The organism is Novosphingobium sp., from assembly GCF_020852455.1.
GTDB lineage: Bacteria > Pseudomonadota > Alphaproteobacteria > Sphingomonadales > Sphingomonadaceae > Novosphingobium.
The window spans coordinates 37,197-62,571 of record NZ_JADZAT010000032.1 but is presented as its reverse complement, the minus strand read 5'-3'; the positions used below and the strand labels follow the sequence as shown (position 1 = coordinate 62,571).

24 protein-coding genes, 1 tRNA gene and 1 pseudogene are annotated in these 25,375 nt (G+C 65.7%); 16 read left to right on the top strand and 10 right to left on the bottom strand.

Annotation, left to right across the window (positions count from 1 at the left end):
* Positions 1-2: 2 nt before the first annotated feature.
* Positions 3-695: a UTRA domain-containing protein gene (locus IT549_RS14770; protein WP_292974387.1), complete on the bottom strand. Its 693-nt coding sequence runs from the start codon at positions 693-695 to the stop codon at positions 3-5.
* Complete coding sequence (locus IT549_RS14765; protein WP_292974386.1) at positions 692-2,050, bottom strand: formimidoylglutamate deiminase; 1,359 nt, start codon at positions 2,048-2,050, stop codon at positions 692-694. The genes IT549_RS14770 and IT549_RS14765 overlap by 4 nt, the downstream gene beginning before the upstream one ends.
* Before the next feature lie 62 nt (positions 2,051-2,112).
* Between IT549_RS14765 and hutI the strand changes: the two genes are divergently transcribed.
* The 5 genes from hutI to hutU are packed head-to-tail and all read left to right on the top strand — an operon-like array spanning position 2,113 to position 8,105.
* On the top strand, positions 2,113-3,309 hold the full coding sequence (gene hutI, locus IT549_RS14760; RefSeq protein ID WP_292974385.1) for an imidazolonepropionase: 1,197 nt from the start codon (positions 2,113-2,115) through the stop codon (positions 3,307-3,309).
* Positions 3,306-4,115, top strand: a complete 810-nt coding sequence (locus IT549_RS14755; protein ID WP_292974384.1) for a phytanoyl-CoA dioxygenase family protein — start codon at positions 3,306-3,308, stop codon at positions 4,113-4,115. Before hutI ends, IT549_RS14755 begins: the two co-directional genes overlap by 4 nt.
* A complete protein-coding gene (gene hutH / locus IT549_RS14750; RefSeq protein ID WP_292974383.1) occupies positions 4,112-5,635 on the top strand; it encodes a histidine ammonia-lyase in 1,524 nt (507 codons plus the stop codon). Before IT549_RS14755 ends, hutH begins: the two co-directional genes overlap by 4 nt.
* Entirely contained in the window at positions 5,632-6,441 is an 810-nt protein-coding gene (gene hutG / locus IT549_RS14745) for an N-formylglutamate deformylase (RefSeq protein ID WP_292974381.1), read from the top strand. Before hutH ends, hutG begins: the two co-directional genes overlap by 4 nt.
* Positions 6,438-8,105 carry a urocanate hydratase gene (gene hutU, locus IT549_RS14740; RefSeq protein WP_292974380.1) on the top strand — a complete coding sequence of 556 codons (1,668 nt, stop codon included), beginning with the start codon at positions 6,438-6,440 and terminating at the stop codon, positions 8,103-8,105. The genes hutG and hutU overlap by 4 nt, the downstream gene beginning before the upstream one ends.
* Positions 8,106-8,130: 25 nt before the next feature.
* On the opposite strand, the gene IT549_RS14735 is transcribed toward hutU, so the two are convergent.
* Positions 8,131-8,616 (bottom strand): hypothetical protein, encoded by a 486-nt coding sequence (locus IT549_RS14735; RefSeq protein WP_292974378.1) that lies wholly within the window; start codon positions 8,614-8,616, stop codon positions 8,131-8,133.
* Between the two features lie 11 nt (positions 8,617-8,627).
* Positions 8,628-9,665, bottom strand: coding sequence for an NAD-dependent epimerase/dehydratase family protein (locus IT549_RS14730; RefSeq protein ID WP_292974377.1), 1,038 nt, complete (start codon positions 9,663-9,665; stop codon positions 8,628-8,630).
* Between the two features lie 97 nt (positions 9,666-9,762).
* Here IT549_RS14730 and IT549_RS14725 point away from each other — a divergent pair, with 97 nt between their 5' ends.
* A complete protein-coding gene (locus IT549_RS14725; protein ID WP_292974376.1) occupies positions 9,763-10,335 on the top strand; it encodes a TetR/AcrR family transcriptional regulator in 573 nt (190 codons plus the stop codon).
* Positions 10,336-10,368: 33 nt separating this feature from the next.
* Here IT549_RS14725 and IT549_RS14720 read toward each other — a convergent pair whose 3' ends face one another.
* Together IT549_RS14720 and IT549_RS14715 are read right to left on the bottom strand one after the other, a co-directional pair.
* On the bottom strand, positions 10,369-10,497 hold the full coding sequence (locus IT549_RS14720) for a hypothetical protein (RefSeq protein WP_292974374.1): 129 nt from the start codon (positions 10,495-10,497) through the stop codon (positions 10,369-10,371).
* A gap of 101 nt (positions 10,498-10,598) precedes the next feature.
* Positions 10,599-10,892, bottom strand: a complete 294-nt coding sequence (locus IT549_RS14715) for a GNAT family N-acetyltransferase (protein ID WP_292974373.1) — start codon at positions 10,890-10,892, stop codon at positions 10,599-10,601.
* Between the two features lie 52 nt (positions 10,893-10,944).
* On the opposite strand from IT549_RS14715, the gene IT549_RS14710 reads away from it, so the two are divergent.
* Positions 10,945-11,940: a beta-eliminating lyase-related protein gene (locus IT549_RS14710; protein ID WP_292974655.1), complete on the top strand. Its 996-nt coding sequence runs from the start codon at positions 10,945-10,947 to the stop codon at positions 11,938-11,940.
* Entirely contained in the window at positions 11,937-12,839 is a 903-nt protein-coding gene (locus IT549_RS14705) for an EamA family transporter (RefSeq protein ID WP_292974372.1), read from the top strand. The genes IT549_RS14710 and IT549_RS14705 overlap by 4 nt, the downstream gene beginning before the upstream one ends.
* Here the strand turns inward: IT549_RS14705 and IT549_RS14700 are convergent.
* Positions 12,810-13,604 carry an SDR family NAD(P)-dependent oxidoreductase gene (locus IT549_RS14700; protein WP_292974370.1) on the bottom strand — a complete coding sequence of 265 codons (795 nt, stop codon included), beginning with the start codon at positions 13,602-13,604 and terminating at the stop codon, positions 12,810-12,812. The two genes, IT549_RS14705 and IT549_RS14700, sit on opposite strands and share 30 nt — an antisense overlap.
* Positions 13,601-14,893, bottom strand: coding sequence for a M48 family metallopeptidase (locus IT549_RS14695; RefSeq protein WP_292974368.1), 1,293 nt, complete (start codon positions 14,891-14,893; stop codon positions 13,601-13,603). The genes IT549_RS14700 and IT549_RS14695 overlap by 4 nt, the downstream gene beginning before the upstream one ends.
* Positions 14,894-15,017: 124 nt before the next feature.
* Between IT549_RS14695 and pepN the strand changes: the two genes are divergently transcribed.
* The 5 genes and pseudogenes from pepN to IT549_RS14670 all read left to right on the top strand — a co-directional run bounded on the left by pepN (position 15,018) and on the right by IT549_RS14670 (position 21,424).
* Entirely contained in the window at positions 15,018-17,618 is a 2,601-nt protein-coding gene (gene pepN, locus IT549_RS14690; protein WP_292974367.1) for an aminopeptidase N, read from the top strand.
* A pseudogene (pgeF, locus tag IT549_RS14685) lies at positions 17,611-18,361 on the top strand (peptidoglycan editing factor PgeF). Before pepN ends, pgeF begins: the two are co-directional and overlap by 8 nt.
* Positions 18,362-18,715: 354 nt before the next feature.
* The gene (gene petA / locus IT549_RS14680) at positions 18,716-19,279 is read left to right on the top strand and encodes a ubiquinol-cytochrome c reductase iron-sulfur subunit (RefSeq protein ID WP_292974365.1); all 564 of its coding nucleotides are present in this window, start codon (positions 18,716-18,718) and stop codon (positions 19,277-19,279) included.
* Positions 19,280-19,290: 11 nt separating this feature from the next.
* Complete coding sequence (locus tag IT549_RS14675) at positions 19,291-20,574, top strand: cytochrome b/b6 (RefSeq protein ID WP_292974363.1); 1,284 nt, start codon at positions 19,291-19,293, stop codon at positions 20,572-20,574.
* Positions 20,575-20,602: 28 nt separating this feature from the next.
* The gene (locus tag IT549_RS14670; protein ID WP_292974362.1) at positions 20,603-21,424 is read left to right on the top strand and encodes a cytochrome c1; all 822 of its coding nucleotides are present in this window, start codon (positions 20,603-20,605) and stop codon (positions 21,422-21,424) included.
* An 82-nt stretch (positions 21,425-21,506) separates the two neighbouring features.
* Here the strand turns inward: IT549_RS14670 and aqpZ are convergent, their stop codons facing one another.
* A complete protein-coding gene (aqpZ, locus tag IT549_RS14665) occupies positions 21,507-22,205 on the bottom strand; it encodes an aquaporin Z (RefSeq protein WP_292974361.1) in 699 nt (232 codons plus the stop codon).
* 148 nt (positions 22,206-22,353) lie between these two features.
* Here aqpZ and IT549_RS14660 point away from each other — a divergent pair.
* Positions 22,354-22,427 (top strand) — tRNA-Gly (locus tag IT549_RS14660).
* Here the strand turns inward: IT549_RS14660 and IT549_RS14655 are convergent.
* Positions 22,416-23,432, bottom strand: a complete 1,017-nt coding sequence (locus IT549_RS14655; protein ID WP_292974360.1) for an AraC family transcriptional regulator — start codon at positions 23,430-23,432, stop codon at positions 22,416-22,418. The two genes, IT549_RS14660 and IT549_RS14655, sit on opposite strands and share 12 nt — an antisense overlap.
* A gap of 113 nt (positions 23,433-23,545) precedes the next feature.
* Between IT549_RS14655 and IT549_RS14650 the strand changes: the two genes are divergently transcribed.
* Together IT549_RS14650 and IT549_RS14645 are read left to right on the top strand one after the other, a co-directional pair.
* A complete protein-coding gene (locus tag IT549_RS14650; RefSeq protein ID WP_292974359.1) occupies positions 23,546-24,523 on the top strand; it encodes a quinone oxidoreductase in 978 nt (325 codons plus the stop codon).
* The gene (locus IT549_RS14645) at positions 24,520-25,368 is read left to right on the top strand and encodes a TauD/TfdA family dioxygenase (RefSeq protein WP_292974358.1); all 849 of its coding nucleotides are present in this window, start codon (positions 24,520-24,522) and stop codon (positions 25,366-25,368) included. Before IT549_RS14650 ends, IT549_RS14645 begins: the two co-directional genes overlap by 4 nt.
* Positions 25,369-25,375: the final 7 nt, after the last annotated feature.

Below are 25,375 nucleotides of genomic sequence, written 5' to 3'. Positions count from 1 at the left end.
GGTTAGCCCGTCCTGGCCCCGAACCGCGCAACCAGTTCGTGGCGGCCCGGGGCAAAATGCTGGGTCACCAGCGTCACCGGTGCCGCGCCGCGCCAGGTCCGGCGATGGATTGTCAGGCAGGCGCTCCCCAGCGGACAGGCCAATGCCTCGGCCAGCGCGGCATTCGCCGCTTCGGCGGTGATCCGGTGCTCGGCCTCGGTCCAGGGAGCATGCGCCAGCAGCCAGGTGCCGGGGGCTTCGGCGGCAAGGTCCGCATCGGCGATCGCGGGCACTTCGGCCAGGTTGACCAGCCGGCTCTCGAAGGCCAGCGGATGCCCTGCGGCATGATGCACGCCCTCGATCCGCAGCAGGGGTGCCATGGGTCCCAGCGCGTCCGACCGTTCGGTGCTGCGGCGGACCAGATCCCAGCGATAGTCTTCGCCGCGCGCGGCAACCTCGCGTGCCAAGTCGGTGATCTCCAGCACCATGGCCTGGCTGCGCGGACGCGCGACAAAGGTCCCGGCGCGGCGGCGGCGCTCGACCAGGCCGGCGGCGGCCAGCGCGGTCAATGCCTTGTTGACCGTCATCCGTGCGCACTGGTGCTCGGCCATCAGCTCGGCTTCGCTCGGCACCGGATGGCCCGGCGGCCAGGCGCCGGACAGGATCCGCGCCTCGATCCCACTGCGGATCTGCTCGTGCAGCGGCGCGGGTTTCATCCCAGCAGCTCGGCCAGGACTGCCTGATAGCGCTGGACGATTCCTTCGCGTTGCAGGTGGCGCCCAGCTGCAACCACTTGCCGCCCACTGCGCCAGACCCCGTCGATCGCACTGCGACCAGCCGCGAAGATCCAGCCATCGAGCCAGCGATCCCGGCTGGCCCCGACCAGCGAGGGATGGCCGGGATCGAGCGTGAGGAAATCGGCAGGGTTGCCCTCGGCCAGGCCTGCCGGGGCGCCCAGCGCCTGCGAACCACCGGCCAGCGCGGCACGGTAGGTATCGCCGCCGGTGCTCGCCTCGTGCCCCCCGGCCAGCAGGTTGCGCCCACGGTGGCTCAGGCGCTGGACGTATTCCAGCCAGCGCAGCTCTTCCGAAGCGTCGATCAGCACATTCGAATCGGTTCCCAGGCCGAACTGCCCGCCCGCCGCGCGGTATTCGAGCGCGGGAAAGATCCCGTCGCCCAGATTGGCCTCGGTCACCGGGCACAGCCCAGCAACCACGCCGCGTGCCGCCATGCCCTTGGCTTCGGCGGCAGTGGTGTGGGTGGCGTGGATCAGGCACCAGCGGGGATCGAGCGGGGCATGGTCCAGCAGCCATTCGACCGGGCGCTGCCCGCTCCAGGCCAGGCTTGCCTCCACCTCGGCCACCTGCTCGGCGGCGTGGATGTGGACCGGGCCGGCGGGATGGAGCGCCAGCAGCGCGGCCAGTTCTTCTGCAGTCACCGCACGCAGCGAATGCGGGGCCAGGCCCAGCACGGCGTCGGCCAGGTCCGCGATTGCCGCGCCGCAGCCCTGGTGCAGTTGTGCGAAGCTCTCAAGGTCGCAGATGAAGCGGCGCTGCCCTGGCTTGGGCGCCGCTCCGCCGAAATCGGCATGGGCATAGAACACCGGCAGCAGGGTCATCGCGATCCCGGTTTCGTGCGCGGCCTCGGCCACCGCCCCGGCCATCGCGGCCACATTGCCATAGGCGGCCCCGGCGGGATCATGGTGGAGATAGTGGAATTCGCCCACCCGGGTGAAGCCGCTTTCAAGCATTTCGGCATAGGCCAGCGCCGCCACCGCAGCGACATGGTGCGGCTGCATCCGGTCTAGGAAGTGGTACATCGCCTCGCGCCAGGTCCAGAAGCTGTCGGCACTGCTGCCGCGTCGTTCGGCGAGGCCGGCCATCCCGCGCTGGAAGGCGTGCGAATGGAGGTTGGGCAAGCCGGGCAGGGCGACCGTGTGGCGCTGATCGTCGGGCCGGGGCGGCACTACACATTCGATACCGGCAAAGCGACCATCGGCGATGGTGACCCGCACATTGCGGGCCCAGCCGGTGGGCAGCAGGGCTTCGGAAAAATGCAGAGCCTGGTTCATGCAAATCACTCTATACAGCCGCGCCAATATGTCTATACATATTCCGACTCCGGGGAGAAACGATGCGCGTCGACAGGGTCTGGACCAATGCCAAGTTGCTGACTTCGGTGCCCGGTGCCGCGCCGATCCTTGGCGGTTCGGTCGCTGCGCTCGACGGGCGAATCGCCTGGGTTGGAAGCTCAGACGATGCCCCCCGGTTCGACGCTGCCGAAACGATCGATTGCCAGCAGCGCTGGATAACCCCCGCGCTGATCGACGCCCACACCCACCTGGTCCACATGGGCAATCGTGCGCGCGAATTCGAACTGCGGCTCGAGGGTGCAAGCTATGAAGAGATCGCGCGGGCCGGTGGCGGGATCGTCTCGACCATGCGCGCCACCCGCGCTGCCTCGGTCGAACAAATGGTCGCAGCGGCCCTGCTCCGGCTCGACCAGCTGCTGGCCGAAGGGCTGGGCACGATCGAGATCAAGAGCGGCTATGGCCTTGAACTTGAGGCCGAACTCAACATGCTGCGCGCCGCGCGGCGGCTGGGCGAGCTGCGGCCGGTTCGCGTCGTCACCACCTTCCTGGGCGCGCATGCACTACCGCCCGAATTCGCCGGCAATGCCGATGGCTACATCGACGCGGTCTGCGAAGAAATGCTGCCCGCTGTCGCTGCCGAAGGACTGGCCGACGCGGTCGATGGCTTCTGCGAGGGGATCGGCTTTTCGCCTGCCCAGATCGAACGCGTTTTCGTGACCGCGCGTGGGCTGGGCCTGCCGGTCAAGCTCCATGCCGAACAGCTCTCCAACCTCCACGGCGCGGCGCTGGCGGCGCGATATGGGGCGCTGTCGGCCGACCATCTCGAACATCTCGACTCGGCGGGTGTTGCCGCCATGGCAGCCAGCGGCTCGGTCGCCATGCTGCTGCCCGGGGCCTATTACTTCTGCCGCGAAACGCAGGCTCCACCGGTTGCGCTGCTGCGCGAAGCCGGAGTGCCAATCGCAGTCGCGACCGATTGCAACCCCGGCACCAGCCCGCTCGCCTCGTTGCTGCTGGCGATGAACATGGCCGCCACCTGTTTCCGCCTGACCGTAGCCGAATGCCTTGCCGGGGTTACCGTCAACGCCGCCCGCGCGCTGGGGCTGCAGGACCTCTGCGGAATGCTGGAGCCGGGCAAGAGCTGCGACCTGGCGTTGTGGGATATCGAAGAGCCGGCCGAACTGGTCTACCGGATCGGCGCCAACAGGCTTCATGGCCGCGTCTGGAGGGGACAATGACCCCGGCCCGGCAGTTTGCCCGCGATGGCGCCATCGTACTGCGCGGGATGCTCTCGCCCGCCATGCTCGATACGCTGCGCGCCGGGATCGATGCCAACCTGGCCGCACCCAGCGCGCATGCCAAGGTGGCTTCAAGCGCCGAAGACCCCGGCCAGTTCATCGAGGATTTCTGCTGCTGGCAGGCCAATCCGCACTACCGCGCGGTGATCTGGCAATCGGGCTTGCCGCAGCTTGCAGCCGAACTGACCGGCAGCCGCGCCGTGCGGCTCTATCACGATCACATGCTGACCAAGGCTGCCGGCACTCGCCAGCCGACGCCGTGGCACCAGGACCAGCCCTATTACAATATCGACGGCCACCAGACCGTCAGCTTCTGGATCCCCGCCGATCCGGTCCCGCGCGCGGCGAGCTTAGAATTCGTCGCCGGGTCGCACCGTGGCCCGTGGCTGATGCCGCGCACTTTCATGGACAATCAGGCCAGGTGGTTCCCCGAAGGGAGCCTGGCCGAACTGCCCGACATCGATGCCGATCCGGCGCGCTATCCGGTGCTGGGCTGGGCGCTGGAGCCGGGCGACGTGGTGGCCTTCAACATGCTCAGCCTGCACCGCGCGGCCGGTTCGGCCAGCCGCCGCCGGGTGCTGTCGCTGCGCTTCATCGGCGACGATGTGCGCCATGCCCCGCGCACCTGGCGCACTTCGCCCCAGTTCGATGGCCTGGCCGATCGCCTGCCCGCCGGCGCGGCGATGACCGACCCCCTGTTCCCGCTCGTCTGGTCCGACGGGCAACTGCAAGAGATGCCGCAATGATCACGCTTGTTCCCGGTGACGTAACCTATGCCCAGTGGCACGCGATCCACGCCGGCGCGCCCGCCCGGCTCGATCCGGCCAGCGCCCCGCGCATTGCCGCCAGCGCTGCGGCGGTCGAGCGGATCCTGGCCAAGGGTGAGCCGGTCTATGGCATCAACACCGGGTTCGGAAAGCTCGCCTCGGTGCGGATCGATGACGATCAGCTCGCCGCGCTCCAGCGCAATATCGTGCTGAGCCACGCGTCGGGAACGGGCGAACCCTCGCCGGTGCCGGTGGTGCGACTGATGATGGCGCTCAAGCTGGCCAGCCTCGCCCAGGGTGCCAGCGGAGTGCGGCCCGAAACGGTGGCGCTGCTCGAAGCCATGCTCGAACGCGGGCTGACCCCGGTGGTGCCGTGTCAGGGCTCGGTCGGAGCGAGCGGTGACCTTGCCCCGCTCAGCCACATGACCGCAGCGATGATCGGGGTGGGCGAGATCTGGGTGGAGGGGGTCCGCCAGCCCGCCGCTGCTGCACTGGCCGCAGCGGGCCTCGCCCCGCTAGAGCTGGGCCCCAAGGAAGGTCTTGCGCTGCTCAATGGCACGCAGTTTTCGACCGCCAATGCGCTGGCCGGGCTGTTCGCCGCCGAACGGCTCTATCGCTCGGCGCTGGTCACCGGCGCGCTGTCGACCGAAGCGGCCAAGGGCAGCGACACCCCGTTCGATCCGCGCATCCATGCCTTGCGCCGCCACAAGGGCCAGATCGAAACCGCCGCTGCCTTGCGCGAACTGATGGCCGGCAGCGCGATCCGCGCCAGCCATGCCATAGACGATCCACGCGTGCAGGATCCCTATTGCCTGCGCTGCCAGCCGCAAGTGATGGGCGCCGCGCTCGACGTGCTGCGCCAGGCCGCCACGACCTTGCTGACCGAAGCCAACGGCGTTTCGGACAATCCGCTGATCTTCGCTGAAAACGACGAGGCGCTGTCGGGCGGCAATTTCCACGCCGAGCCGGTGGCCTTCGCTGCCGACATGATCGCGCTGGCGGTGTGTGAGATCGGCAGCATCGCCGAGCGCCGGATCGCCATGCTGGTCGATCCCGCCCTGTCTGGCCTGCCGGCCTTTCTGACCCCGCACCCGGGGCTCAATTCGGGCTTCATGATCCCGCAAGTCACTGCTGCCGCGCTGGTCAGTGAGAACAAGCAGATGGCCTATCCGGCCTCGGTCGATTCGATCCCGACTTCGGCCAATCAGGAAGACCACGTCTCGATGGCGGCGCACGGCGCGCGGCGGCTGGCCGGGATGGTCGCCAATGCCGAAGCGGTGCTGGGGATCGAACTGCTCGCCGCGGCGCAGGGCTGCGAATTCCACCTGCCGCTGGCGTCCTCGGCAGCACTTGAGGCGGCGCGGGCACTGCTGCGGGCCCAGGTCCCCGCGCTTGATGAAGACCGCCATTTCCATCCCGACATGGAAAGCGCCAATGCGCTGGTCCGCTCGGGCGCGCTGGTTGCTGCGGTGGGGCAAGACCTGCCGGGGGTGGCATGACCGACTGGCTCCAGATCCATCGCGGTGACGCGCCGCTGGTGGTCGCCTTCCCGCATGGCGGCACCGGCCTGGGTGGGATTGAGCCGCGCTTCAGCTCGCCCTGGCTGGCCCGGCGTGATGCCGATTGGTGGATTGCCGAACTGTATGATTTCGCGAAGGAAATGGGCGGAACCACGATTGCCACCGACGTAAGCCGCTCGGTGATTGACGTCAACCGCGATCCCTCGGGTGCCTCACTCTACCCCGGCATGGCGACCACTGAGCTGTGCCCGACCACCACTTTCGACGGCGAAAGGCTCTACCGCGCCTTCGATCCCGAAGAGGACGAGATCGACTGGCGGCGGCGGACCTTTTTCGATCCCTACCACGCCGCCCTGCGGGCTGAGCTCGATCGGCTGCGCGCCCGGCACCCGCGCGTGGTGCTCTACGATGCCCATTCGATCCGCAGCCGCATCCCGCGCCTGTTCGAGGGCGAACTGCCGCAATTCAACCTGGGTACCAACAGCGGCGCGACCTGTGCGTCTGAACTGGAGGCCGCGCTGGTCGATGTGTGTCAGGCCTCGGGCCAGACCTGGATCGCCAATGGCCGCTTCAAGGGTGGCTGGACCACCCGCCACTATGGCGCACCCGAAAGCGGCGTCCACGCGGTGCAGATGGAACTCGCCATGCGCGGGTACATGGATGAACCCGAAGTGCCACATGAGGGTAACTGGCCAGGCACCAAACATGCACACCCCGCCATTCTCCCGACACTCAAGGCGCTGATCGGCGCCTGCCTGACCTTTGCCGAAGGAACGACCGCATGACCCGTCTCGACAACAGCCGCGTGATCAAGCCCGCGACCGGCACCGAACTCTCGGCGGGAAGCTGGCTGACCGAAGCCCCCTTGCGGATGCTGATGAACAACCTCCACCCCGATGTGGCCGAGCGGCCCGAGGAGCTGGTGGTCTATGGCGGGATCGGCCGCGCCGCGCGCGACTGGGAGAGCTATGACAAGATCGTCGAGACCCTGCGCCGGCTGAAGGACGATCAGACCCTGCTGGTCCAGTCGGGCAAGCCGGTCGGCGTGTTCCAGACCCATGCCGATGCCCCGCGCGTGCTGCTGGCCAATTCGAACCTGGTGCCCAAGTGGGCGACCTGGGAACATTTCAACGAACTCGATCGCAAGGGCCTGGCGATGTACGGCCAGATGACCGCCGGGTCGTGGATCTACATCGGCAGCCAGGGCATCGTGCAGGGCACTTACGAGACCTTTGTCGAGATGGGCCGCCAGCACTATGGCGGTGACCTGTCGGGCAAGTGGCTGCTCACCGCCGGGCTGGGCGGGATGGGCGGCGCCCAGCCGCTCGCGGCGGTGATGGCCGGGGCCTGCTGCCTGGCGATCGAATGCCAGCGCAGCCGGATCGAGATGCGGCTGCGTACCGGCTATGTCGATCACATGGCCGAAACGCTGGACGAGGCAATGGCACTGATCAACGCGGCCTGCGCCGAAAAGCGCGCGATTTCGGTCGGCCTGCTGGGCAATGCCGCCGAAGTCTTGCCCGAGATGCTGGCCAAGGGGATCAAGCCCGACCTGCTGACCGACCAGACCAGTGCACACGATCCGGTCAATGGCTACCTGCCGGCCGGCTGGACCGTTTCCGAATGGCTCGACAAGCGCGAGCGCGAGCCCGAGGTCGTGGCCAAGGCCGCCAAGGCCAGCATGGCCCGCCATGTCGAGGCGATGCTGGAGTTCCAGAAGCGCGGCGTGCCGACCACCGACTATGGCAACAACATCCGCCAGGTTGCTCTCGACGAGGGTGTTGCAGACGCCTTCGCCTTTCCCGGCTTCGTTCCGGCCTATATCCGCCCGCTGTTCTGCCGCGGGGTCGGCCCGTTCCGCTGGGCCGCGTTGTCGGGCGATCCGGAGGACATCTACAAGACCGACCAGAAGGTGAAGGAGCTGCTGCCCGACAACAAGCACCTTCACCGCTGGCTCGACATGGCGCGCGAGCGGATCCACTTCCAGGGCCTGCCCGCGCGGATCTGCTGGGTTGGCCTGGGTGACCGCCACCGGCTGGGCCTGGCTTTCAACGAGATGGTCGCCAAGGGCGAGCTGAAAGCCCCGGTGGTGATCGGGCGCGATCACCTCGATTCAGGCTCGGTCGCCAGCCCCAACCGTGAGACCGAGGCGATGCGGGACGGTACCGATGCGGTTAGCGACTGGCCGCTGCTCAACGCCCTGCTCAACTGTGCCAGCGGCGCGACCTGGGTTTCGCTCCACCACGGCGGCGGCGTGGGCATGGGCTATTCGCAGCATTCCGGCATGGTGATTGTCGCCGATGGCACCCCCGAAGCCGCCAAGCGGCTCGAACGCGTGCTGTGGAACGATCCCGCCACCGGCGTGATGCGCCACGCCGATGCGGGGTACGAAATCGCCCTCGACTGCGCGCGCGAAAAGGGGCTGGACCTGCCTGGGATTTTGGGGTGACAATGCGCGAGCAAATCTTGCCGGCCTATGCCCTGGTGCGCCGCAGCCTTACAATCTGATAGAGTGCGAACACGGCATAGCTGACAACAAGTCCCAAGAAAATTGGAGCCAGCAAGGGTGAATCGAACGATGCAGCAACCGGATCGCCAGGGGGTAGTCTGGTAAGTGTTTCGCTTACCCCTGGAATCAAGTGGCACAGCATCGTGAAGGACAGCGCAAGGGCTTTCAACAAATGTCGCCATGAACCTGGAGTTGCGTTTCGCCCTGCAATCAAACCCAGCCCAATCGCGCCAAGTGCCAGCACGGCAAGAATGTGCCCCGGCCCGAACGCGGTTCGTTCATGAATCAACAGAGCAGAAAGTGCGGTCAAAACGGTTGAAACCAGATAGACTCTTCCTGGCGCCTCTTCGGTTCTGATTTCGGCATTTCTGGCAAGGGAGATGAAGCCCACGGTCAATGCGATCAACGATATCGCAGTGTGGAACAGTCCTATTGAAGTCAGATTAGCCATGCTGATGCTTCCTACTTGAGTTTTGCCGCAGGAACGTGACCCAGAGAAATGAGATTTCTGGCCGTTTCAGAAATGGTCTTTGCCACCGGGCGGAAAGCCACACCGAGGTCGCGTCTGATTTTAGCATTGTCGAATCGTGGCACTCGACCGAGATGAGTGCGCAGATAGCTGCCCACGCCAGGTGGCTGGAAGCGTGCGGCGAACCTCATCACTGCAGTGCCAAACTGCCCGCTGAGATCAATTTTCGGCAATTTTCCGCCGATCCCAGCCGCCGCCAGAGTTCGCACCAGTTCGCTCATGTTCATGTTTTCAGCAGCGCAAATATAGCGGCCTGAGGCTGCTGGAGCCTCCATTGCCCTGATGTGGGCCAGGGCGACATCGCGAACATCTACAAAGCCCCATTCCAGCGCCATCAATGCCGGATAACTGCCCTTGGCCAGATCGACGAAGAGCTGGTTGGTGGTGTTGATCGAGCTGTTCAGCGCCGGACCTGCGACCATAAACGGGTTGATGGAGATCAGATCGAAGTCTGGGTTGCGTCGTTCCATGAAGGTCCACGCCGCGCGTTCTGCCTCTACCTTTGAAAAGTAGTAAGGATTGCGGGAAAGCGACGATTTTGTGTTCCAGTCTGCTTCGGTCAGAATTCGTCCGTCCGGTTCGTCAGTGATCGCCGCCATTGACGAGGTAACGACAACTCGCCTGACCTGCGTGGATGCGGCAGCGGCTTCGAGCATTGCCAAGGTTCCATTGACTGCCGGATCAACGAGGTCACGCTGCGGATTCTCGACGTCGAGCACATAGGGACTGGCCATGTGCAGTACGAAATCGACATCGGCGGCATGGGCGTGGAAGGCGTTCTCATCGCTCAGGTCGGCAGCGACGAGTTCGAGCCTTTCGGCACCAGGCAGGGTCCTGAGAAAGTCTACCGCCGCCGATTTCTGGGGATCGCGGACAGTGCCCCGGACTGAATATCCGGCCCGAAGCAGCTTGGCGACGGTATGCGATGCGATGAATCCACTGGCCCCGCTGACCAAGATTCGCTGGGCCATGTGAATGTCCCTCCCAAATTGAACGATGTAAACGATAATCGTTCAATTTGTAGAGTCAACTCTTGCAATCGCCTGATCGTGTCTGCAAGGAACCGCAATGAGCTCAGCTTCTGATCAGTGGCGGGGACTGACTCCGACCAAACTGGCGCGCCGTGAACGGATCGTTGATGCTGCTGAGCGGACTTTTGCTCGGATCGGACTAAAGGCTGCAACGATGGAATCGATCGCCGAGGCAGCAGGCGTTTCGAAGGCCACGCTCTACGCCTACTTTCCGGATAAATTCACGGTCTATGTAACGGTAGCCGAGCGGCTTGCGGAACAGATGATCGTCGAGGCCCGGACTGCACTGGTTGGGCCGGGCAGTTGCACCGATCGAATTGCCCGGGCACTGATTGTCAAACACGGCCTGGCGTTCGAACTGGTCGTTGCCTCACCCAATGCGGCTGAACTGCTCGCGACCAAGCATAACCTGGTCGGTGAGACCTTCGCCCGGATTGATACCGAGATTGAACAGACAATTGCTCAGCTGCTGGCTGATCGCGGTGAGCGCGATGCCGCGGCGATTGCGCGAACGGTATTCAACGCATCGATCGGAATCGGGGAACGCGCAACCAACCGGCTCGAACTGGAAAGCGATATTCGGCGTCTGGTCGAGCGCCTTTGCGGCTAAGGCCCGGCAAGGTCCCTGCCAGTCCGGGCGAACTCAATAAAGCTTCGCCGGCTCCGCGCGGTGCTCCATGAGCTGCCGCTTGAGCGCGCGGCCCTTGGGGCTGTAGTTGGCCAGGGCTATGGCAATCGCCAGCCCGGCAAAGGCTAGAAAGACATAACGCATGGTGCGACTCCACTGACGTTTGTCCCTGGTCGCAGACGAATCTGCCGGTGGCGCGTGAACCAAGTGTAACGGGGAAAGCCTAAGGCGTTTTAACCGCGTTTTTACCGTGCCCGCAGCTCTGCCCAGTCCGGGTGCCGGTCAAACTGCGCGGCGACATAGGAGCATTCGGGTTCGATCCGGAAGCCCTGCGCGCGGGAATCGGCGATCAGCGCCTCGACCAGTTTCAGCGCCACCCCGCGCCCGCCGATCTCGCGCGGGACCAGCGTGTGATCGGCCACCCTGACATTGCCCCGCGCAACCCAGGTCAGCCGGCCGATCGCCTTCGCGCCTTCGACATGGGCATGGTATTCGCCGCGCTGATCGTCGCCATGACGGGTAATACTGACCGCTTCCATTGCCGCCTCCTTGCTTGACGGGGCCGTGCCCGCTCTTCAATGCAACATGGCGATGCAATTCCTGTCCGACAATGCCGCCAGCGTTCATCCCGCCCTGTGGGCGGCGATGCATGCCGCCGATGCGCCGCAAGCGCCCTATGACGGGGACGATCTCAGCGCTGCGCTCGATGCCGCCTTCTCGGCGCTGTTCGGCCGGCCCTGCGCGGCGCTGTGGGTGGCTTCGGGCACCGCCGCCAATTGTCTGGCGCTGGCCTGTCTGGTTCAGCCGCATGGCGGGGTGATCTGCCACGAGCAGGCCCATATCGAACACCACGAAGGCGGCGCGCCGGGCTTTTTCACCCATGGCGCCAAGCTGATTCTGGGCCAGGGCCATGGCTGCAAGATCACCGGGTCGGAGATCGAGCGGATCTGGGCGGGAATCGGCAAGGACGTGCACGAGGTTCAGCCGCAGGCGGTCTCGATCTCGCAGACCAGCGAACTTGGCTGCACCTACCGCCCGGACGAACTGGCGGGCATTGCCGAAACCTGCCGCCGTCTGGGGCTGCGTCTGCACATTGACGGCGCGCGCTTTGCCAATGCCGTCGCCTTTCTGGGCTGCACGCCGTGGGCGGCCTGCGCCGGGGCCGATGCGCTGTCGTTCGGGTTCATCAAGAACGGCGGGATGAGCGCCGAGGCGCTGGTGCTGTTCGATCCCGATCTGGCGGAACTCGCCCGGATCCGCCGCAAGCGCGCCGGGCACCTGCAATCGAAGGGGCGTTACCTGGCCGCCCAGCTGCTCGCCATGCTGGACGGCGATCTGTGGCTGGCCAATGCGCGCCAGGCCAATCTGGGGGCGCAGGAACTCGCCGCGGCCGCGGGCGAACGGCTGCTCTACCCGGTTGAGGCGAACGAGGTGTTCCTGAAAGTCAGCGTGGCCGAACGCGCCGCGCTGCGTGCGGCCGGTTTTGGCTTCTACGACTGGGGCGATCATGCCGCCCGGCTGGTCACCGCCTGGAACAGCGATCCCGATCACGTTGCCGCGCTGGCCAAAGCGATCGCTGCGCTGTGAGCGCCGATGCCGCCGCGGGCCGGAACGCCCGCAACCTTGCCGGGTTCGTGCTGATCGCCCTGATCTGGGGATCGACCTGGCTGGTGATCAAGGACCAGATCAGCGTGGTTCCCGCCGCCTGGAGCGTTACCTGGCGCTTTACCCTGGCCGCCGCCGCGATGTTTGCGCTGGCCAAGTGGCGCGGTGAGCCGCTGCTGCTTGGGCGGGCGGCGACGCGCCATGCGCTGCTGTTCGGGCTGGCCCAGTTTTCGATCAATTTCCAGTTCGTCTATGCCAGCGAACACTACCTGACTTCGGGACTGGTCGCGGTGTTCTTTGCCCTGCTGCTGGTCCCCAATGCGCTGTTCGCGCGGCTGTTTCTGGGCGAGCGCTTTTCGGCGCGATTCATTCTGGGCAGTCTGGTCGCGATCGCCGGGATCGGACTGCTGCTGCTCCACGAATACCGCGAGGCGCCCGCCGGGATCGACGTTGTCACCGGCGTGCTGCTGGTCAGCGGAGCGGTGCTCTGCGCTTCGGTCGGCAATGTCCTGCAAGGGACCCGGATGGCGCGCAGCCAGCCGATGGCGACCATGCTGGCCTGGGGGATGGCGATCGGAGCCCTGGGCGATGCGGCCTATGCCTATGCGCTCCATGGTGCGCCGGTGCTTGACCCGCGTCCCGAATACCTGATGGGAATCGCCTATCTGGCGCTGGCCGGAACGGTTCTGACCTTTCCGATCTACACCGCGCTGATCCGGGACTGGGGGGCGGGTAAGGCCGCCTATAACGGCGTGGCGGTACCGGTCGTGGCCATGGCGCTGTCAACGCTGTTCGAAGGCTTCCGCTGGACCGGGCTGGCGATCGGCGGAGCGGTGCTGGCGATGGCCGGGTTACTGATCGCCCTGAGCGGCCGCAAATAGCGCGGCCAGCCCCTCGCGATAGCTGGGATAGCGCGGCACCCAGCCCAGCTCGCGGCGGGCCTTGCCATTCGCAACGCGGCGGTTTTCGGCATAGAAGGCACGGGCCTGCGGGCTGAGGCCTGCGTCATCAAGGCTTTGCAGCCTGGGCAGCGGGGCACCCAGCAGACGGCAGGCGTGCTCGATCACCGCGTTCTGACTGCAAGGCTCGTCGTCGGCCAGGTTGTAGGCGTCCGGCGCAGCCTCCAGCGCCAGCATTGCCCCGCTGACGATGTCATCGACATGGACCCGGCTGAACACCTGCCCGGGCAAGTCGATCCGCCGCGCCGTGCCTTCGCGCACCCGGTCAAGCGCCGAGCGGCCCGGGCCGTAGATCCCCGGCAGCCGCAGCACCCGTGCGCCGCGCGCCAGCCATGCGGCATCGGCCTCGCTGCGCGCGGTGCGGCGGCCGGTTCCCGTCGGCGCGCTCTCATCCACCCAGGCCCCGGCGCAATCGCCATAGACGCCGGTCGAGGAGAGATAGGTCAGCGCCTTGCCGGTAAGCGCCCCGCCATAGCGCTCCAGCACCGGATCGCCATCGGCACCGGGCGGGACCGAGGACAGCACCTGATCGGCATCCGCCAGCGCAAGCCGGACCGAGCCTTCGTCATCGAATGACAGCATACCATTGCGCCCGGTTGAGACTACGTCCCAACCCTGCGCTGCGGCGCGGTCGGCAATCCGCCCGGCGGTGTAACCCAGCCCGAAGATGAACAGGCGGGGCTTCACTGCTCTTTCAGGTCGGACTGGGGCATCGGCGGGGGCGTGACCATCTGCGCGCCGGGGACGTTATCCTTCTTCCACTGCATCGCCATGCGCACGCGAGTGGCGCCGGATGGATGGTCGTAGAACAGCATTTCCTCGATGTTGCCCGGTTCGATCTTGCGGTATTCGGACAGCTTCATCGCCACCGAGGCGAACCCGTCGGGTTCCCGCGCCACGTCAAGCCCGAAGGCATCGGCCTGGCTTTCGTCAACCCGGATCAGGGTGTTGGTCAGCGGCACGGCCAGGAAGCTGAACACCGACACCAGGATTCCCAGAACTGGCATCGAAGCCGGATCGGCGAGATCGCGGATGCCCCATTTTTCACCGTGCCGGGCAATCAGGCCCGGCGCGATCCGCGATGTCGCGAACAGGATCAGGCCCATCAGGCCCGTAAAGAAGGCCAGGTTCCACCACGAGTGGTTCAGCTTGTAGTGGCCCATCTCGTGGCCCATCACCGCCGCGATTTCCTCAGGCGTGCTGCGGTTGAGCAGATTGTCGTTCATGCTGATCCGGATGGTCGGCCCGATGCCCGAGACATTGGCCGAAATCCGCTTGGTCTGCTTCGAGGCATCGAACAGGTAGATATGCTCGGCCGGGATGTCGCGCGATTTGGCCATGGCGACGATCCGGTCGCGCACCGGGCCGGCGGGAAGCTCGGTATAGGTGTTGAACAGCGGCGAGATGTAAACCGGGGCCAGCAGTATCCCCAAGCCCATAAAAACGGTAAACAGCCCGGTGCCCAGCAGCCACCAGCGCCTGGGAAAATGGCGGATCGCGGCGTAGACCGCCATGATCATCAGCGGTGCGATCAGTGCGCTTATCAGCAGGTCCTTGCCTTCGTCGAACAGCCATTCGCCGAAGGTCTGGTTCATCAGGTCATATTGGCCTTCGCGCACGAAACTGGTGTAAATCGACCATGGCAGGGTCAGCAGCGTGCCGGCGATGGTGTAGCACAGCGCGGTCACCCAGGTGACGCCGGCGGGCCGCTTGAACAGCTTTTCGCCCCAGGTCCGGAAACGCGCGGCCAGGCCAAAGCGCAGCAGCAGCCCATCGGCCAGGACCGCGACCAGGGTGCCCCAGACGGTCAGCCAGTAACCGCCTTCGAAATAGGCGTCGGACTTGGCCCGGGCGGGCCCCTGCAGGGTATCGAGCCAGGCGCGGGTGGCCTGCTCGACATCGAATTCGGCGGCGTGGGCCGCCAGCGGGATCAGCGCCAGGACGATGGCGGCGAACTTCAGGTGGTTGCGGCTCATGGCCATCCTCCAGACGCGGTGTATTGCTATTACAACACAGCATGCCCGATACGTGGGTCAAGTCAAGCGCTCAGATGCCGACACCGTCTCGACTTCTCGCAGCTGGCGCGACTATGGTGGCGCCATGGACGCCTCAGCACAGACCCCGCCCGCCCCCCAGGTCATTCGCCGTGAAGATTACCGCCCGCCCGAATGGCTGGTGCCCGAAGTGCGGCTGGACTTCGCGCTGGGCTTCGATGCCACGGTGGTCAAGGCAACACTCAAGGTGCACCGCAATGGCACTTCGCAGACCCTCAGGCTCAATGGCGATGGCCTTGCGGCACAGCGCGTCACGGTCGATGGCCAGCCGAGCAATTCCTGGCGGATGGACGGCGATGACCTGCTGGTCGAGCTGGCCGGCGAAGCGCACGAAGTGGCGATCGAGACCCGGATCAATCCCGGCGCCAACACCCAGCTGATGGGGCTCTATGCCTCGAACGGGATGCTCTGCACCCAGTGCGAGGCCGAAGGATTCCGGCGGATCACCTTCTTCCCCGACCGGCCCGATGTGCTGTCGGTCTATACCGTGCGGATGGAAGGGCCGCAGGCGCAGTTCCCGGTGCTGCTGTCGAACGGCAACCAGGTGGCCAGCGGCGCGGGCGAGGGCGGCAACCACTGGGCCGAATGGCACGATCCCTGGCCCAAGCCGAGCTATCTGTTCGCGCTGGTGGCGGGTGACCTGGTAGCCAACCGCGACAGCTTCACGACGATGGGCGGGCGTCAGGTGGAATGCAACATCTGGGTCCGCGATGGCGATCAGGACCGCACTCACCATGCGATGCAGGCGCTCAAGAATTCGATGAAATGGGACGAGGAGACCTTCGGGCGCGAATACGACCTCGACCTGTTCAATATCGTCGCCGTGTCGGACTTCAACATGGGGGCGATGGAGAACAAGGGCCTCAACGTCTTCAACACCCGCTACATCCTGGCCGATCCCGATACCGCGACCGATGCCGACTATGACGGGATCGAGGGCGTGGTCGCGCACGAATACTTCCACAACTGGTCGGGCAACCGGGTGACCTGCCGCGACTGGTTCCAGCTGAGCCTCAAGGAAGGCTTCACCGTGCTGCGCGACCAGCTGTTCAGCCAGGACATGGGCAGCGAGGCGGTCAAGCGGATCGAGGACGTGCGGGTGCTGCGCGCTGCTCAGTTCCCCGAGGATTCGGGCCCGCTGGCCCACCCGATCCGGCCCGATGCCTATCAGGAGATCTCCAACTTCTACACCGCGACGGTCTATAACAAGGGCGCCGAGGTGATCCGGATGATGCGCACGCTGGTCGGGCCTGAGCGGTTCCGGCTCGGCACCGACCGCTATTTCGACCGCCACGACGGCGAGGCGGCGACCTGCGAGGACTTCGTCAAGGCGATCGAGGACGGAGCCGGGATCGATCTCGGCCAGTTCCGTCTGTGGTACAGCCAGGCCGGAACCCCCCGGGTCGGCGCGCGGCTGGAGCACGAGGACGGGGTCGCCACCCTGACCCTGACTCAGGAAGTGCCGGCAACCCCGGGGCAAGCGGCCAAGCAGCCGATGGTGATCCCGCTGCGGCTGGCCTTGTTCGACCGGGCGAGCGGGCGGCACCGGGGCGAGCAGCTGGTGGTGCTGGACCGCGCGGAAATGCAGTTCGCCTTTCCCGGCTTCGACCATGCCCCGGTGCTGTCGCTCAATCGCGGCTTCTCGGCCCCGGTGGCGATCACCGCCGAAGTGGCGGATGACGACCTGGTCTTCCTCGCCGCGCATGACGATGATCCCTTTGCCCGGTTCGAGGCGCTCCAGCAGCTGGTGGTGCGCCACCTGGTGGCCGCTGCCGGCGGTCAGCTGGACGCGGCGGCGCAGGCTGCCGGACGCGAAGCGCTGGCCGGGGTCTTTGCCGCAGTGATCGCCGATCCGGCGCTTGATGACCTGATGCGCGGCGAATTGCTGATCCTTCCGGCCGAAGGCTATCTGGCCGAACAGTTCGAACAGGCCGATCCCGGCGCGATCCGCGCGGCGCGCGAAGGGCTCAAGGCCCATCTGGGCCAGGCGCTGGCCGATCCGTTGGCCGCGCTCCACGCCCGCGCCAGTGCGGTGCCCTATGACCTGTCGGCCCCGGCGCGCGGCGCGCGCAAGGTCAAGTCGCTGGCCCTGGCACTGCTCGCTGCGGGCAGCCCCGAACTCGCCGCCGAACTGGCCGCGCGGCAATTCGATGCGGCCGACAACATGACCGACCGGCAGGGCGCGCTCGCGGTGCTGTGCGGGCTCGATACCCCGCTGCGCGCCGACAAGCTGGCGGCTTTCCACGCCCGCCACGCCGGCGATGCGCTGGTGATCGACAAATGGTTCGCGCTGCAGGCCGGATCGCTCCACCCGCAGGTCCTCGAACAGGTCAAGACGCTGGCCGGGCATGACGATTTCACCCTGGCCAATCCCAACCGGGTGCGCGCGCTCTATATGGCGGCGGCGATGAACGCGGGCGTGTTCCATGTCGCGAGCGGCGAGGGCTACCGGCTGATCGCCGACCTGATCCTGGCGCTTGACCCGCTCAACGCCCAGACTGCGGCGCGCTTCGTTGCCCCCCTGGGCCGCTGGCGGCGGATCGAGCCGGGCCGGGCCGCGCTGATGCGGGCCGAACTGGAACGGATTGTCGCCCAGCCGGGGCTGTCGAAGGACACGTTCGAGCAAGTGAGCAAAAGCCTTGGCTGACGAGGTCGAAGTCATCCGCGCCCGGGTGCTGGACGGAGTGCCGCACGGCTTCCTGGGGCGGCGTGGCGGGATCTCGACCGGCCTGGTCGCCGGGCTCGACACCGGCCTGCGCGGAATGGACCCGGCGGATCCGGCGCTCGCCGCGGTTCATGAGAACCGCCGCCGCGCGGCTGGTCGGGGTCTATCAGGTCCACGGCGCGGACTGCGTCGAGGCGGGAGACTGGGACGAGGGCGCCCGTCCGCCTGCCGATGCGCTGGTGACCGACCGGCCCGGCGTGCTGCTGGGCATTCTCACCGCCGATTGCGCGCCGGTGCTGCTGGCCGACCCTGAAGCCGGAGTCGTTGGCGCGGCCCATGCCGGGTGGAAAGGCGCGGTCGCGGGCGTGACCGATTCCACGATTGCGGCGATGGAACGGCTGGGGGCCCGGCGGACCCGGATCGTGGCGGCGGTCGGGCCGTGCATTGCCCAGGCCAGCTATGAAGTCGATACCGGCTTTCGCGAGCGGCTGACCGGCCTTGATCCGGCCAACGCACGATTCTTTGCCCAGGGCCGCCCCGATCACTTCCAGTTCGATCTTGAACACTATGTCGCCAATCGGCTCGAACAGGCGGGAATCGGCGCGATCGAGCCGCTTTCGCTTGATACCTACAGCGATGAAGCGCGGTTCTTTTCTTTCCGCCGCGCCACCCACCGCGCCGAGCCGGACTATGGCCGGCAGATATCCCTGATCGGGCTTGGCTGATCTGTTTCAGTTTTCCTGAAACAGTTTCAACCCCGGCCCGCTCCCCCTCCCGGCCACCCACAGCCTGTCGCAGAATTGGGTGGCCGGGAGGGGGAGCGGGCCGGGGTTGTTTCCGCGCCAGCGGAGCATGCCCGCAGGTCGTTGCAAAGAGTTCAACAGCTAAGCACAAATTGGCTGTTGGCAGCGCGTTGCTTCGCGTCTATCAGGCGCGCCAAACCGTCTGGCCAAGCCGCATCTTGCGGGGTACGGGCGGTTGGAATAGGGGCTTCCTGAAGGCAGGAAACAATGAGGGTCAAAGCGCGGGCGTGGCAACACGTCCAAGCCGCGGCCAGCAAGAACAGGATCGGTTCGACCATGGCACAAGAAGCGGCAATCGACACGCCCGCTGCCCAGAGCGGCGAAGGTGTGCGGCGGCGCGATTTCATCAATATCGCAGCGGTCAGTGCGGCGGGGGTTGGCGGCGTTGCCGTTGTCTATCCGCTGATCAGCCAGATGGCCCCTTCGGCCGACGTTCTGGCCGAAAGCTCGACCGAAGTGGATATCAGCGCGGTTCAGCCCGGCCAGGCGATCAAGGCGGTGTTCCGCAAGCAGCCGGTGTTCATCCGCAGCCTGACCCCGGCCGAAGTGGAAGCGGCCAACAAGGTTGACGCCGCCAGCCTGCGCGATCCGCAGACCCTGGCTGAGCGCACCAAGGAAGGTCATGAGAACCTGCTTATCACGATGGGGGTCTGCACCCACCTGGGCTGCGTGCCGCAGGGCGCCGGCGCTGGCGAAGTGAAGGGTGAGTTCGGCGGATACTTCTGCCCCTGCCACGGTTCGCACTATGATACCGCCGCGCGCATCCGCAAGGGTCCGGCTCCCAAGAACCTGCAAGTGCCCGAGTATGAAATCAACGGCACTGTCGTGAAGATCGGCTGAGGTAGACCATCATGAGCTTTCCCTGGTCCAAGCAATACACCCCCAGCCATCCGGTAATGACCTGGCTGGACGAAAAGCTGCCCCTGCCGCGGCTGGTCTACAACGCGGTTGGCGGCGGCTATGAAGTGCCGCGCAATCTCAACTATTTCTGGAACTTCGGGTTCCTGGCCGGCTTCTGTCTGGTGATCCAGATCGTCACCGGCGTGATCCTGGCGATGCATTACGGCGGTGATACGTCGGTGGCCTTCAATTCGACCGAGCACATCATGCGCGACGTCAACTGGGGCTGGATGCTGCGGTATGGCCACGCCAACGGCGCGGCGGCCTTCTTCGCGGTCATCTATCTGCACATCTTCCGCGGCTTCTATTACGGTTCGTACAAGGCCCCGCGCGAAATGATCTGGCTGCTGGGCGTGGTCATCTTCCTGCTGATGATGGCCACCGCCTTTATGGGCTATGTGCTGCCGTGGGGCCAGATGTCCTACTGGGCGGCGCAGGTGATCACCGGTCTGTTCAGCTCGATCCCGCTGGTTGGCGATCCGCTGCGCGAATGGCTGCTGGGCGGCTTTGCCCCGGGCAACGCCACCCTGAACCGCTTCTTCTCGCTGCACTTCCTGCTGCCCTTCGTGATCCTGGGTGTGGTGATCCTGCATATCTGGTCGCTGCACATCCCGGGTTCGTCGAACCCGACCGGCGTCGAGGTGAAGAGCGAAAGCGATACGGTTCCGTTCCACCCCTACTATACCGCCAAGGATGGCTGGACGGTGGGCCTGTTCATGGTGATCTATTCGCTGTTCGTCTTCTACATGCCGAACGCGCTGGGCCACCCGGACAACTATATCCCGGCCAACCCGATGCAGACGCCGGCACACATCGTGCCCGAATGGTACTTCTGGCCGTTCTACGCGATCCTGCGCAGCTTCACCCAGAACTTCCTGATCTTCGATGCGAAGCTGCTGGGCGTGCTGGCGATGTTCGCGGCGATCCTGGTCTGGTTCTTCCTGCCCTGGCTTGACAAGAGCCCGGTCCGTTCGGCCACCTATCGCCCGCTCTATCGCAAGTTCTTCTGGCTGCTGGTGGTGGACGTGCTGATCCTGGGCTACCTGGGCAAGGCTCCGGCTGAACAACCCTATGTGCTGATCTCGCAGCTGGCGACGATGTACTACTTCCTGCACTTCCTGGTGATCGTGCCGATCGTTTCCTCGATCGAACGCCCCGACCCGCTGCCCTTCTCGATTACCGAGAGCGTGCTGGGCAGCGACGGTGCGGCCAAGCTGACCACCACCAAGAGCTGACCTTCAGGACAGACGGAAAGAGATAACCATGATCCGCATCATCTCCATCCTCACCGGCCTGTTCTTTACGGCTGCGTTGCTCTGGTCGCTGACGCTCGACACGATCCAGCTCAGCAAGGACGGCCTGCCGCACACGGTTGAGAAGGCCTATGTCAACCACCACCTGAAGGACCTCAAGCTCAAGAGCGACGGCATTTTCGGCAAGTTCGACAAGGCCCAGCTCAAGCGCGGCTTCGAAGTCTATCAAGGGGTTTGCGCCAGCTGCCACTCGATGGGCCAGGTGTCCTATCGCAGCCTCGCTGCGCTGGGCTACAGCGAAACCGAAGTGAAGGCGATCGCCGCCAAGGCGACCGTTAGCGCCAAGGACCCGCTGACCGGCGAGATCAAGGACCGTCCGGGCCAGCCCTCGGACAAGTTCCCCAAGGTGATCTATGCCGGGGTCGGCAATCCGCCCGATCTGTCGCTGATCACCAAGGCGCGTCATGGCGGTGCGGCTTACGTCTATTCGCTGCTGACCGGTTACGAGGCCCAGCAGCCCGCCGCCTTGCTGAAGGAATTCCCTGACGCCAAGACCGGCGAGAACATGCACTACAACCCCTACTTCGCGAACCTCAACATCGCGATGGCGCCGCCGCTCGCCTCGGACGACCTGGTTACCTACACCGACGGGACCAAGGCGACCAAGGACCAGATGGCGCAGGATGTTGCCGCGTTCCTGGTCTGGACTGCCGAGCCTGAGCTTGAGCAGCGCCACCAGACCGGACTGTGGTGGGTGCTATTCATGCTGTTTGCGACCGTTCTGGGCTATATGTCCTATCGCAACATCTGGGCGGAGAAGAAGGGCCACTAAGCTCTTCGCCAGACCGGCCACAAGAAAACCCCCGGCGCCGCAAGGCTCCGGGGGTTTCTTGTTTTGCGCCAGTGCGGCGCGCTCAGTTTTCGCAGAGCAGCGTGCGATAGATCCAGCCGCCCAGCGCACCGCCGATCAGCGGGGCCACCCAGAACAGTGGCAACTGCGCCAGGGCGATGCCACCTTCCAGCAGGGCCGGCCCGGTGCTGCGCGCCGGGTTCACCGACGTATTGGTGATCGGGATCGAGATCAGGTGGATCAGCGTCAGCGCCAGACCGATCGCGATGGGCGCCGCGCCGGTCGGGGCCAGCTTGTGGGTCGATCCCATGATCACGATCAGGAAGAACGCGGTCAGCACCACCTCGGTCGCGAAGGCCGCGGCCAGCGAATACTTGTCCGGCGAATGATCACCATAGCCATTGCTGGCCAGGCCATTGGCGGCCAGATCCCAGCCCGGCTTGCCGCTGGCGATCCAGTAGAGCACGAAAGCGGCCAGGATCGCGCCCACCACCTGCGCCACCACATAGGGCAGCACGTTACGCGCCTCGAACCGTCCGCCGGCCCACAGGCCCACGGTGACCGCCGGGTTGAAATGCCCGCCCGAAATATGTCCCACGGCATAGGCCATGGTCAGCACGGTCAGCCCGAAGGCCAGCGCGACCCCGGCAAAGCCGATCCCCAGCTCTGGCCAGGCGGCGGCAAAGACCGCGCTGCCGCAGCCGCCGAAGACCAGCCAGAAGGTGCCGAAGGTCTCGGCCCACAAGCTTCTGATGTTGTTCATTGTCCCCTCCATGCATCGTTCAATACGATGCAAGGAAAGCTGCGCGCCCGTGGCCGTAAGGTAAACCCTGAAAAATCTACAGGTTGATCGGATGGATTGACCCCGGCGCGCGGCTGACGCATAGGGCGCGGCACGCACGGCGTACCGGGCGGGTATAGCTTAGTGGTAAAGCACCAGCCTTCCAAGCTGGCTATGCGGGTTCGATTCCCGCTACCCGCTCCAGTCCTTCCCAGACTTGCGCAGCTTGCTGGCGGTTTCGCCAAAGGTGGCCGCGTGCCAGCGGCTGAAGGCCCCGATCGAGCCATAGCCCAGCATTGCCGCGACATCGGTGATCCTGAGCCGCGGATTGGCGAGGTACTGCGTGGCGAGCTGCTTGCGGGCGCGTTCGAGCAGGGTGGTGAACGCCGCGCCTTCCTCTTCCAGCCGCCGCTGCAGCGTGCGCACCGTCAGGCCCAGCACGGCGGCGCAGGACTGGATCGTTGCGCGCCCGGCGGGCAGATGCAGGAAGATCAGCCCTTCGACTTGCTCGCGGATGCTGCGCGCCGCGCCCTTGCCGACCGCATCGAGCAGTTCGCGCGCGTGCTGCGCCATTCCGGCGTCGGCCAGCACGCCGGGCCGGTCCAGATCGGCGGCGGCGATCACCAGCGCGTTGAATTCCGCATCGAACTGCATCTGCGGGCAGAGCAGCCGTCGGTAAACCGCCAGGTCCGCCGCTGCCGGTGCGGGCGCGGTCAGGCAGACCAGCCGCGGCGCCCAGCTTTCGCCCAGCACCGCCCGGCACAGCCGCACCATCACCCCCAGCGCCAGCTCGATCGATTGGCGTGCCGGTTCGGGCGCGGCCAGCGCCAGGTCCTCGCGCAGGATCGCGTCGCCAGCTTCCTCGCTCAGCGTCAGCACCAGCGTGGAATTGATCCGGCTGCGGAACTCCCCCAGCGCTGCCAGGGCATGGCGCAGCGTCGGCTGGTGGACGATCAGCAGACTGGCCGAGCCGAGATTGGCCAGCAGCCGCCCCTCGGCCATCCGCAGCCCCAGCGTGGGGCAGCCGGCCACGGCGGCGCTGCGTTCCAGCAGGCGTACCGCCGCCTGCGCGGGGATCGGGCGGTCGGCAATCGCGATCGTCTGCCGGTCCAGAGCCTGTTCGCGCAGCAGCGCCCCGGGATCGATCCCTAGCGCCGACATGCAATCAAGATATCCGCTGAGCGAAGCCGCGCGGATCAACTGGGCCAAGGCCTGCCTCCGTGGTGCGTGTCACCAATTGCAAAAACTATGGCACCAAATGTGAAAACCGCAAGCCACCTTCGCGCTATCCAGTGACCATAAGCAAACGGGAGAATCAAGCGATGGCCAAGGCTGTGCGCTTTCACGAAACGGGTGGACCCGAAGTCCTCAGGCTGGAGGACGTGGCAGTCGGCGATCCGGGCCCGGGCGAGGTGCGGATCCGTCACCACGCGGTCGGCTGCAACTTTGCCGATACCTATTTCCGCTCCGGCTATTACCCGGTGCAGCCGCCCTGCGGGATCGGCGTTGAAGGCGCGGGCGAAGTGCTGGCCGTGGGCGAGGGGGTGACCGGTGTCGAGGTGGGTGACCGGGTCAGTTACAACGGCGGGCCGCTGGGCGCCTATGCCGAAGAACGGGTTATGCCCGCCGCGCCGCTGCTCAAGCTGCCCGACACGGTCTCGTTCGAAGTGGCCGCCGCCTCGACCATGCGCGGGCTGACAGCGGTTTACTGGATGATGAAGGCCGATCCGCGGCTCAAGGCCGGGGATACTGTGCTGCTCCACGCCGCTGCGGGTGGGGTAGGACTGCTGGCGATCCAGGTTGCCAAGCTGCTGGGGCTGCGGGTCATCGGCACCGTCTCAAGCGAGGAGAAGGCAGCCAAGGCCCGGGCGATGGGCTGCGACGAAATCGTCTTCTACCGGCGCGAGGATGTGGCCGCGCGGGTCAAGGAACTGACCCATGGCGAAGGCGTCCAGACCGTGTTCGACAGCGTCGGCGCGGACACTTTCGCAGGCTCGCTCAAATCGCTGCGGCGGCGCGGGGTGCTGGTCGGCTGCGGCACCGCCTCGGGCCCGATCCCGCCGATCGATGCCTTCCAGTTGATGCTGCAAGGCTCGGTCTATTTCATCCGCCCAGCCTTCGCCGACTTCTTTGCCGATCCGGCCGAGCGCGCCGAAATGGCGAAATTCTGGTTCGACAACCTGTCTTCCGGCACGATCACGGTCGAGATTGGCCAGCGCTACAGCCTTGACCAATGCGTCCAGGCGCACCGCGATCTCGAGGCCGGCAAGACCATCGGTTCATCGGTGTTCGTGCTATGAAGATCGAAAAACTCACCCAGCATATCGGCGCCGAACTCAGCGGCGTTAACCTGGCCGAAGCCGCGCGCAACGATGACCTGTTCGGCGCGATCCGGGCGGCGCTGCTGGACCACAAGGTGCTGTTCTTGCGCGATCAGGACATTTCCCGGGCCGACCACGTCGCCTTCGCGCAGCGTTTTGGCCAGCTGGAGGATCACCCGGTCGCCGGCAGCGATCCCGACAATCCCGGGCTGGTGCGGATCTACAAGGATGAGAATTCGCCGCCCGATTTCTACGAGAATTCGTGGCACGCCGATACCACCTGGCGCGAGGCGCCGCAGATGGGCGCGGTGCTGCGCTGCGTTACCTGCCCGCCGGTGGGCGGCGACACGATGTGGGCCAACATGGAACGCGCCTATGAGGATCTGGCCGATCACATCAAGGAAACCATCGCGCCGTTGAAGGCCCGCCACTCGATCGAGGCAAGCTTTGGCGCGCGGATGCCGGCCGAAAAGCGCCTCGCGCTGAAAGCGCAGTTTCCCGATGCCGAGCATCCGGTGGTGCGCACCCACCCCGAGACGGGCCGCAAGAGCCTCTACGTCTGCGGCTTCACCACCCATTTCACCAATTTTCACACCAGTGCCAACGTCCGCTACGGGATCGACTATGCGCCCGGCGCTGCCCAGCTGCTGCACTACCTGATCGGCCGCGCACAGATCCCCGAATATCAGGTCCGCTGGCGCTGGAAGCCGAATTCCATGGCGATCTGGGACAACCGCTGCACCCAGCACTACGCCGTGATGGATTACCCCCCCTGCGTGCGCCAGATGGAGCGCGCCGGGATCATTGGCGACAAACCCTTCTGAATTTGAG

Bases quoted from the DNA above. Each gene is read 5' to 3' on its own strand.
- IT549_RS14770 (WP_292974387.1), bottom strand. From the start codon at position 695: ATGAAACCCGCGCCGCTGCACGAGCAGATCCGCAGTGGGATCGAGGCG.
- IT549_RS14765 (WP_292974386.1), bottom strand. From the start codon at position 2,050: ATGAACCAGGCTCTGCATTTTTCCGAAGCCCTGCTGCCCACCGGCTGG.
- hutI (WP_292974385.1), top strand. From the start codon at position 2,113: ATGCGCGTCGACAGGGTCTGGACCAATGCCAAGTTGCTGACTTCGGTG.
- IT549_RS14755 (WP_292974384.1), top strand. From the start codon at position 3,306: ATGACCCCGGCCCGGCAGTTTGCCCGCGATGGCGCCATCGTACTGCGC.
- hutH (WP_292974383.1), top strand. From the start codon at position 4,112: ATGATCACGCTTGTTCCCGGTGACGTAACCTATGCCCAGTGGCACGCG.
- hutG (WP_292974381.1), top strand. From the start codon at position 5,632: ATGACCGACTGGCTCCAGATCCATCGCGGTGACGCGCCGCTGGTGGTC.
- hutU (WP_292974380.1), top strand. From the start codon at position 6,438: ATGACCCGTCTCGACAACAGCCGCGTGATCAAGCCCGCGACCGGCACC.
- IT549_RS14735 (WP_292974378.1), bottom strand. From the start codon at position 8,616: ATGGCTAATCTGACTTCAATAGGACTGTTCCACACTGCGATATCGTTG.
- IT549_RS14730 (WP_292974377.1), bottom strand. From the start codon at position 9,665: ATGGCCCAGCGAATCTTGGTCAGCGGGGCCAGTGGATTCATCGCATCG.
- IT549_RS14725 (WP_292974376.1), top strand. From the start codon at position 9,763: ATGAGCTCAGCTTCTGATCAGTGGCGGGGACTGACTCCGACCAAACTG.
- IT549_RS14720 (WP_292974374.1), bottom strand. From the start codon at position 10,497: ATGCGTTATGTCTTTCTAGCCTTTGCCGGGCTGGCGATTGCCATAGCC.
- IT549_RS14715 (WP_292974373.1), bottom strand. From the start codon at position 10,892: ATGGAAGCGGTCAGTATTACCCGTCATGGCGACGATCAGCGCGGCGAA.
- IT549_RS14710 (WP_292974655.1), top strand. From the start codon at position 10,945: ATGCAATTCCTGTCCGACAATGCCGCCAGCGTTCATCCCGCCCTGTGG.
- IT549_RS14695 (WP_292974368.1), bottom strand. From the start codon at position 14,893: ATGAGCCGCAACCACCTGAAGTTCGCCGCCATCGTCCTGGCGCTGATC.
- pepN (WP_292974367.1), top strand. From the start codon at position 15,018: ATGGACGCCTCAGCACAGACCCCGCCCGCCCCCCAGGTCATTCGCCGT.
- petA (WP_292974365.1), top strand. From the start codon at position 18,716: ATGGCACAAGAAGCGGCAATCGACACGCCCGCTGCCCAGAGCGGCGAA.
- IT549_RS14675 (WP_292974363.1), top strand. From the start codon at position 19,291: ATGAGCTTTCCCTGGTCCAAGCAATACACCCCCAGCCATCCGGTAATG.
- IT549_RS14670 (WP_292974362.1), top strand. From the start codon at position 20,603: ATGATCCGCATCATCTCCATCCTCACCGGCCTGTTCTTTACGGCTGCG.
- aqpZ (WP_292974361.1), bottom strand. From the start codon at position 22,205: ATGAACAACATCAGAAGCTTGTGGGCCGAGACCTTCGGCACCTTCTGG.
- IT549_RS14650 (WP_292974359.1), top strand. From the start codon at position 23,546: ATGGCCAAGGCTGTGCGCTTTCACGAAACGGGTGGACCCGAAGTCCTC.
- IT549_RS14645 (WP_292974358.1), top strand. From the start codon at position 24,520: ATGAAGATCGAAAAACTCACCCAGCATATCGGCGCCGAACTCAGCGGC.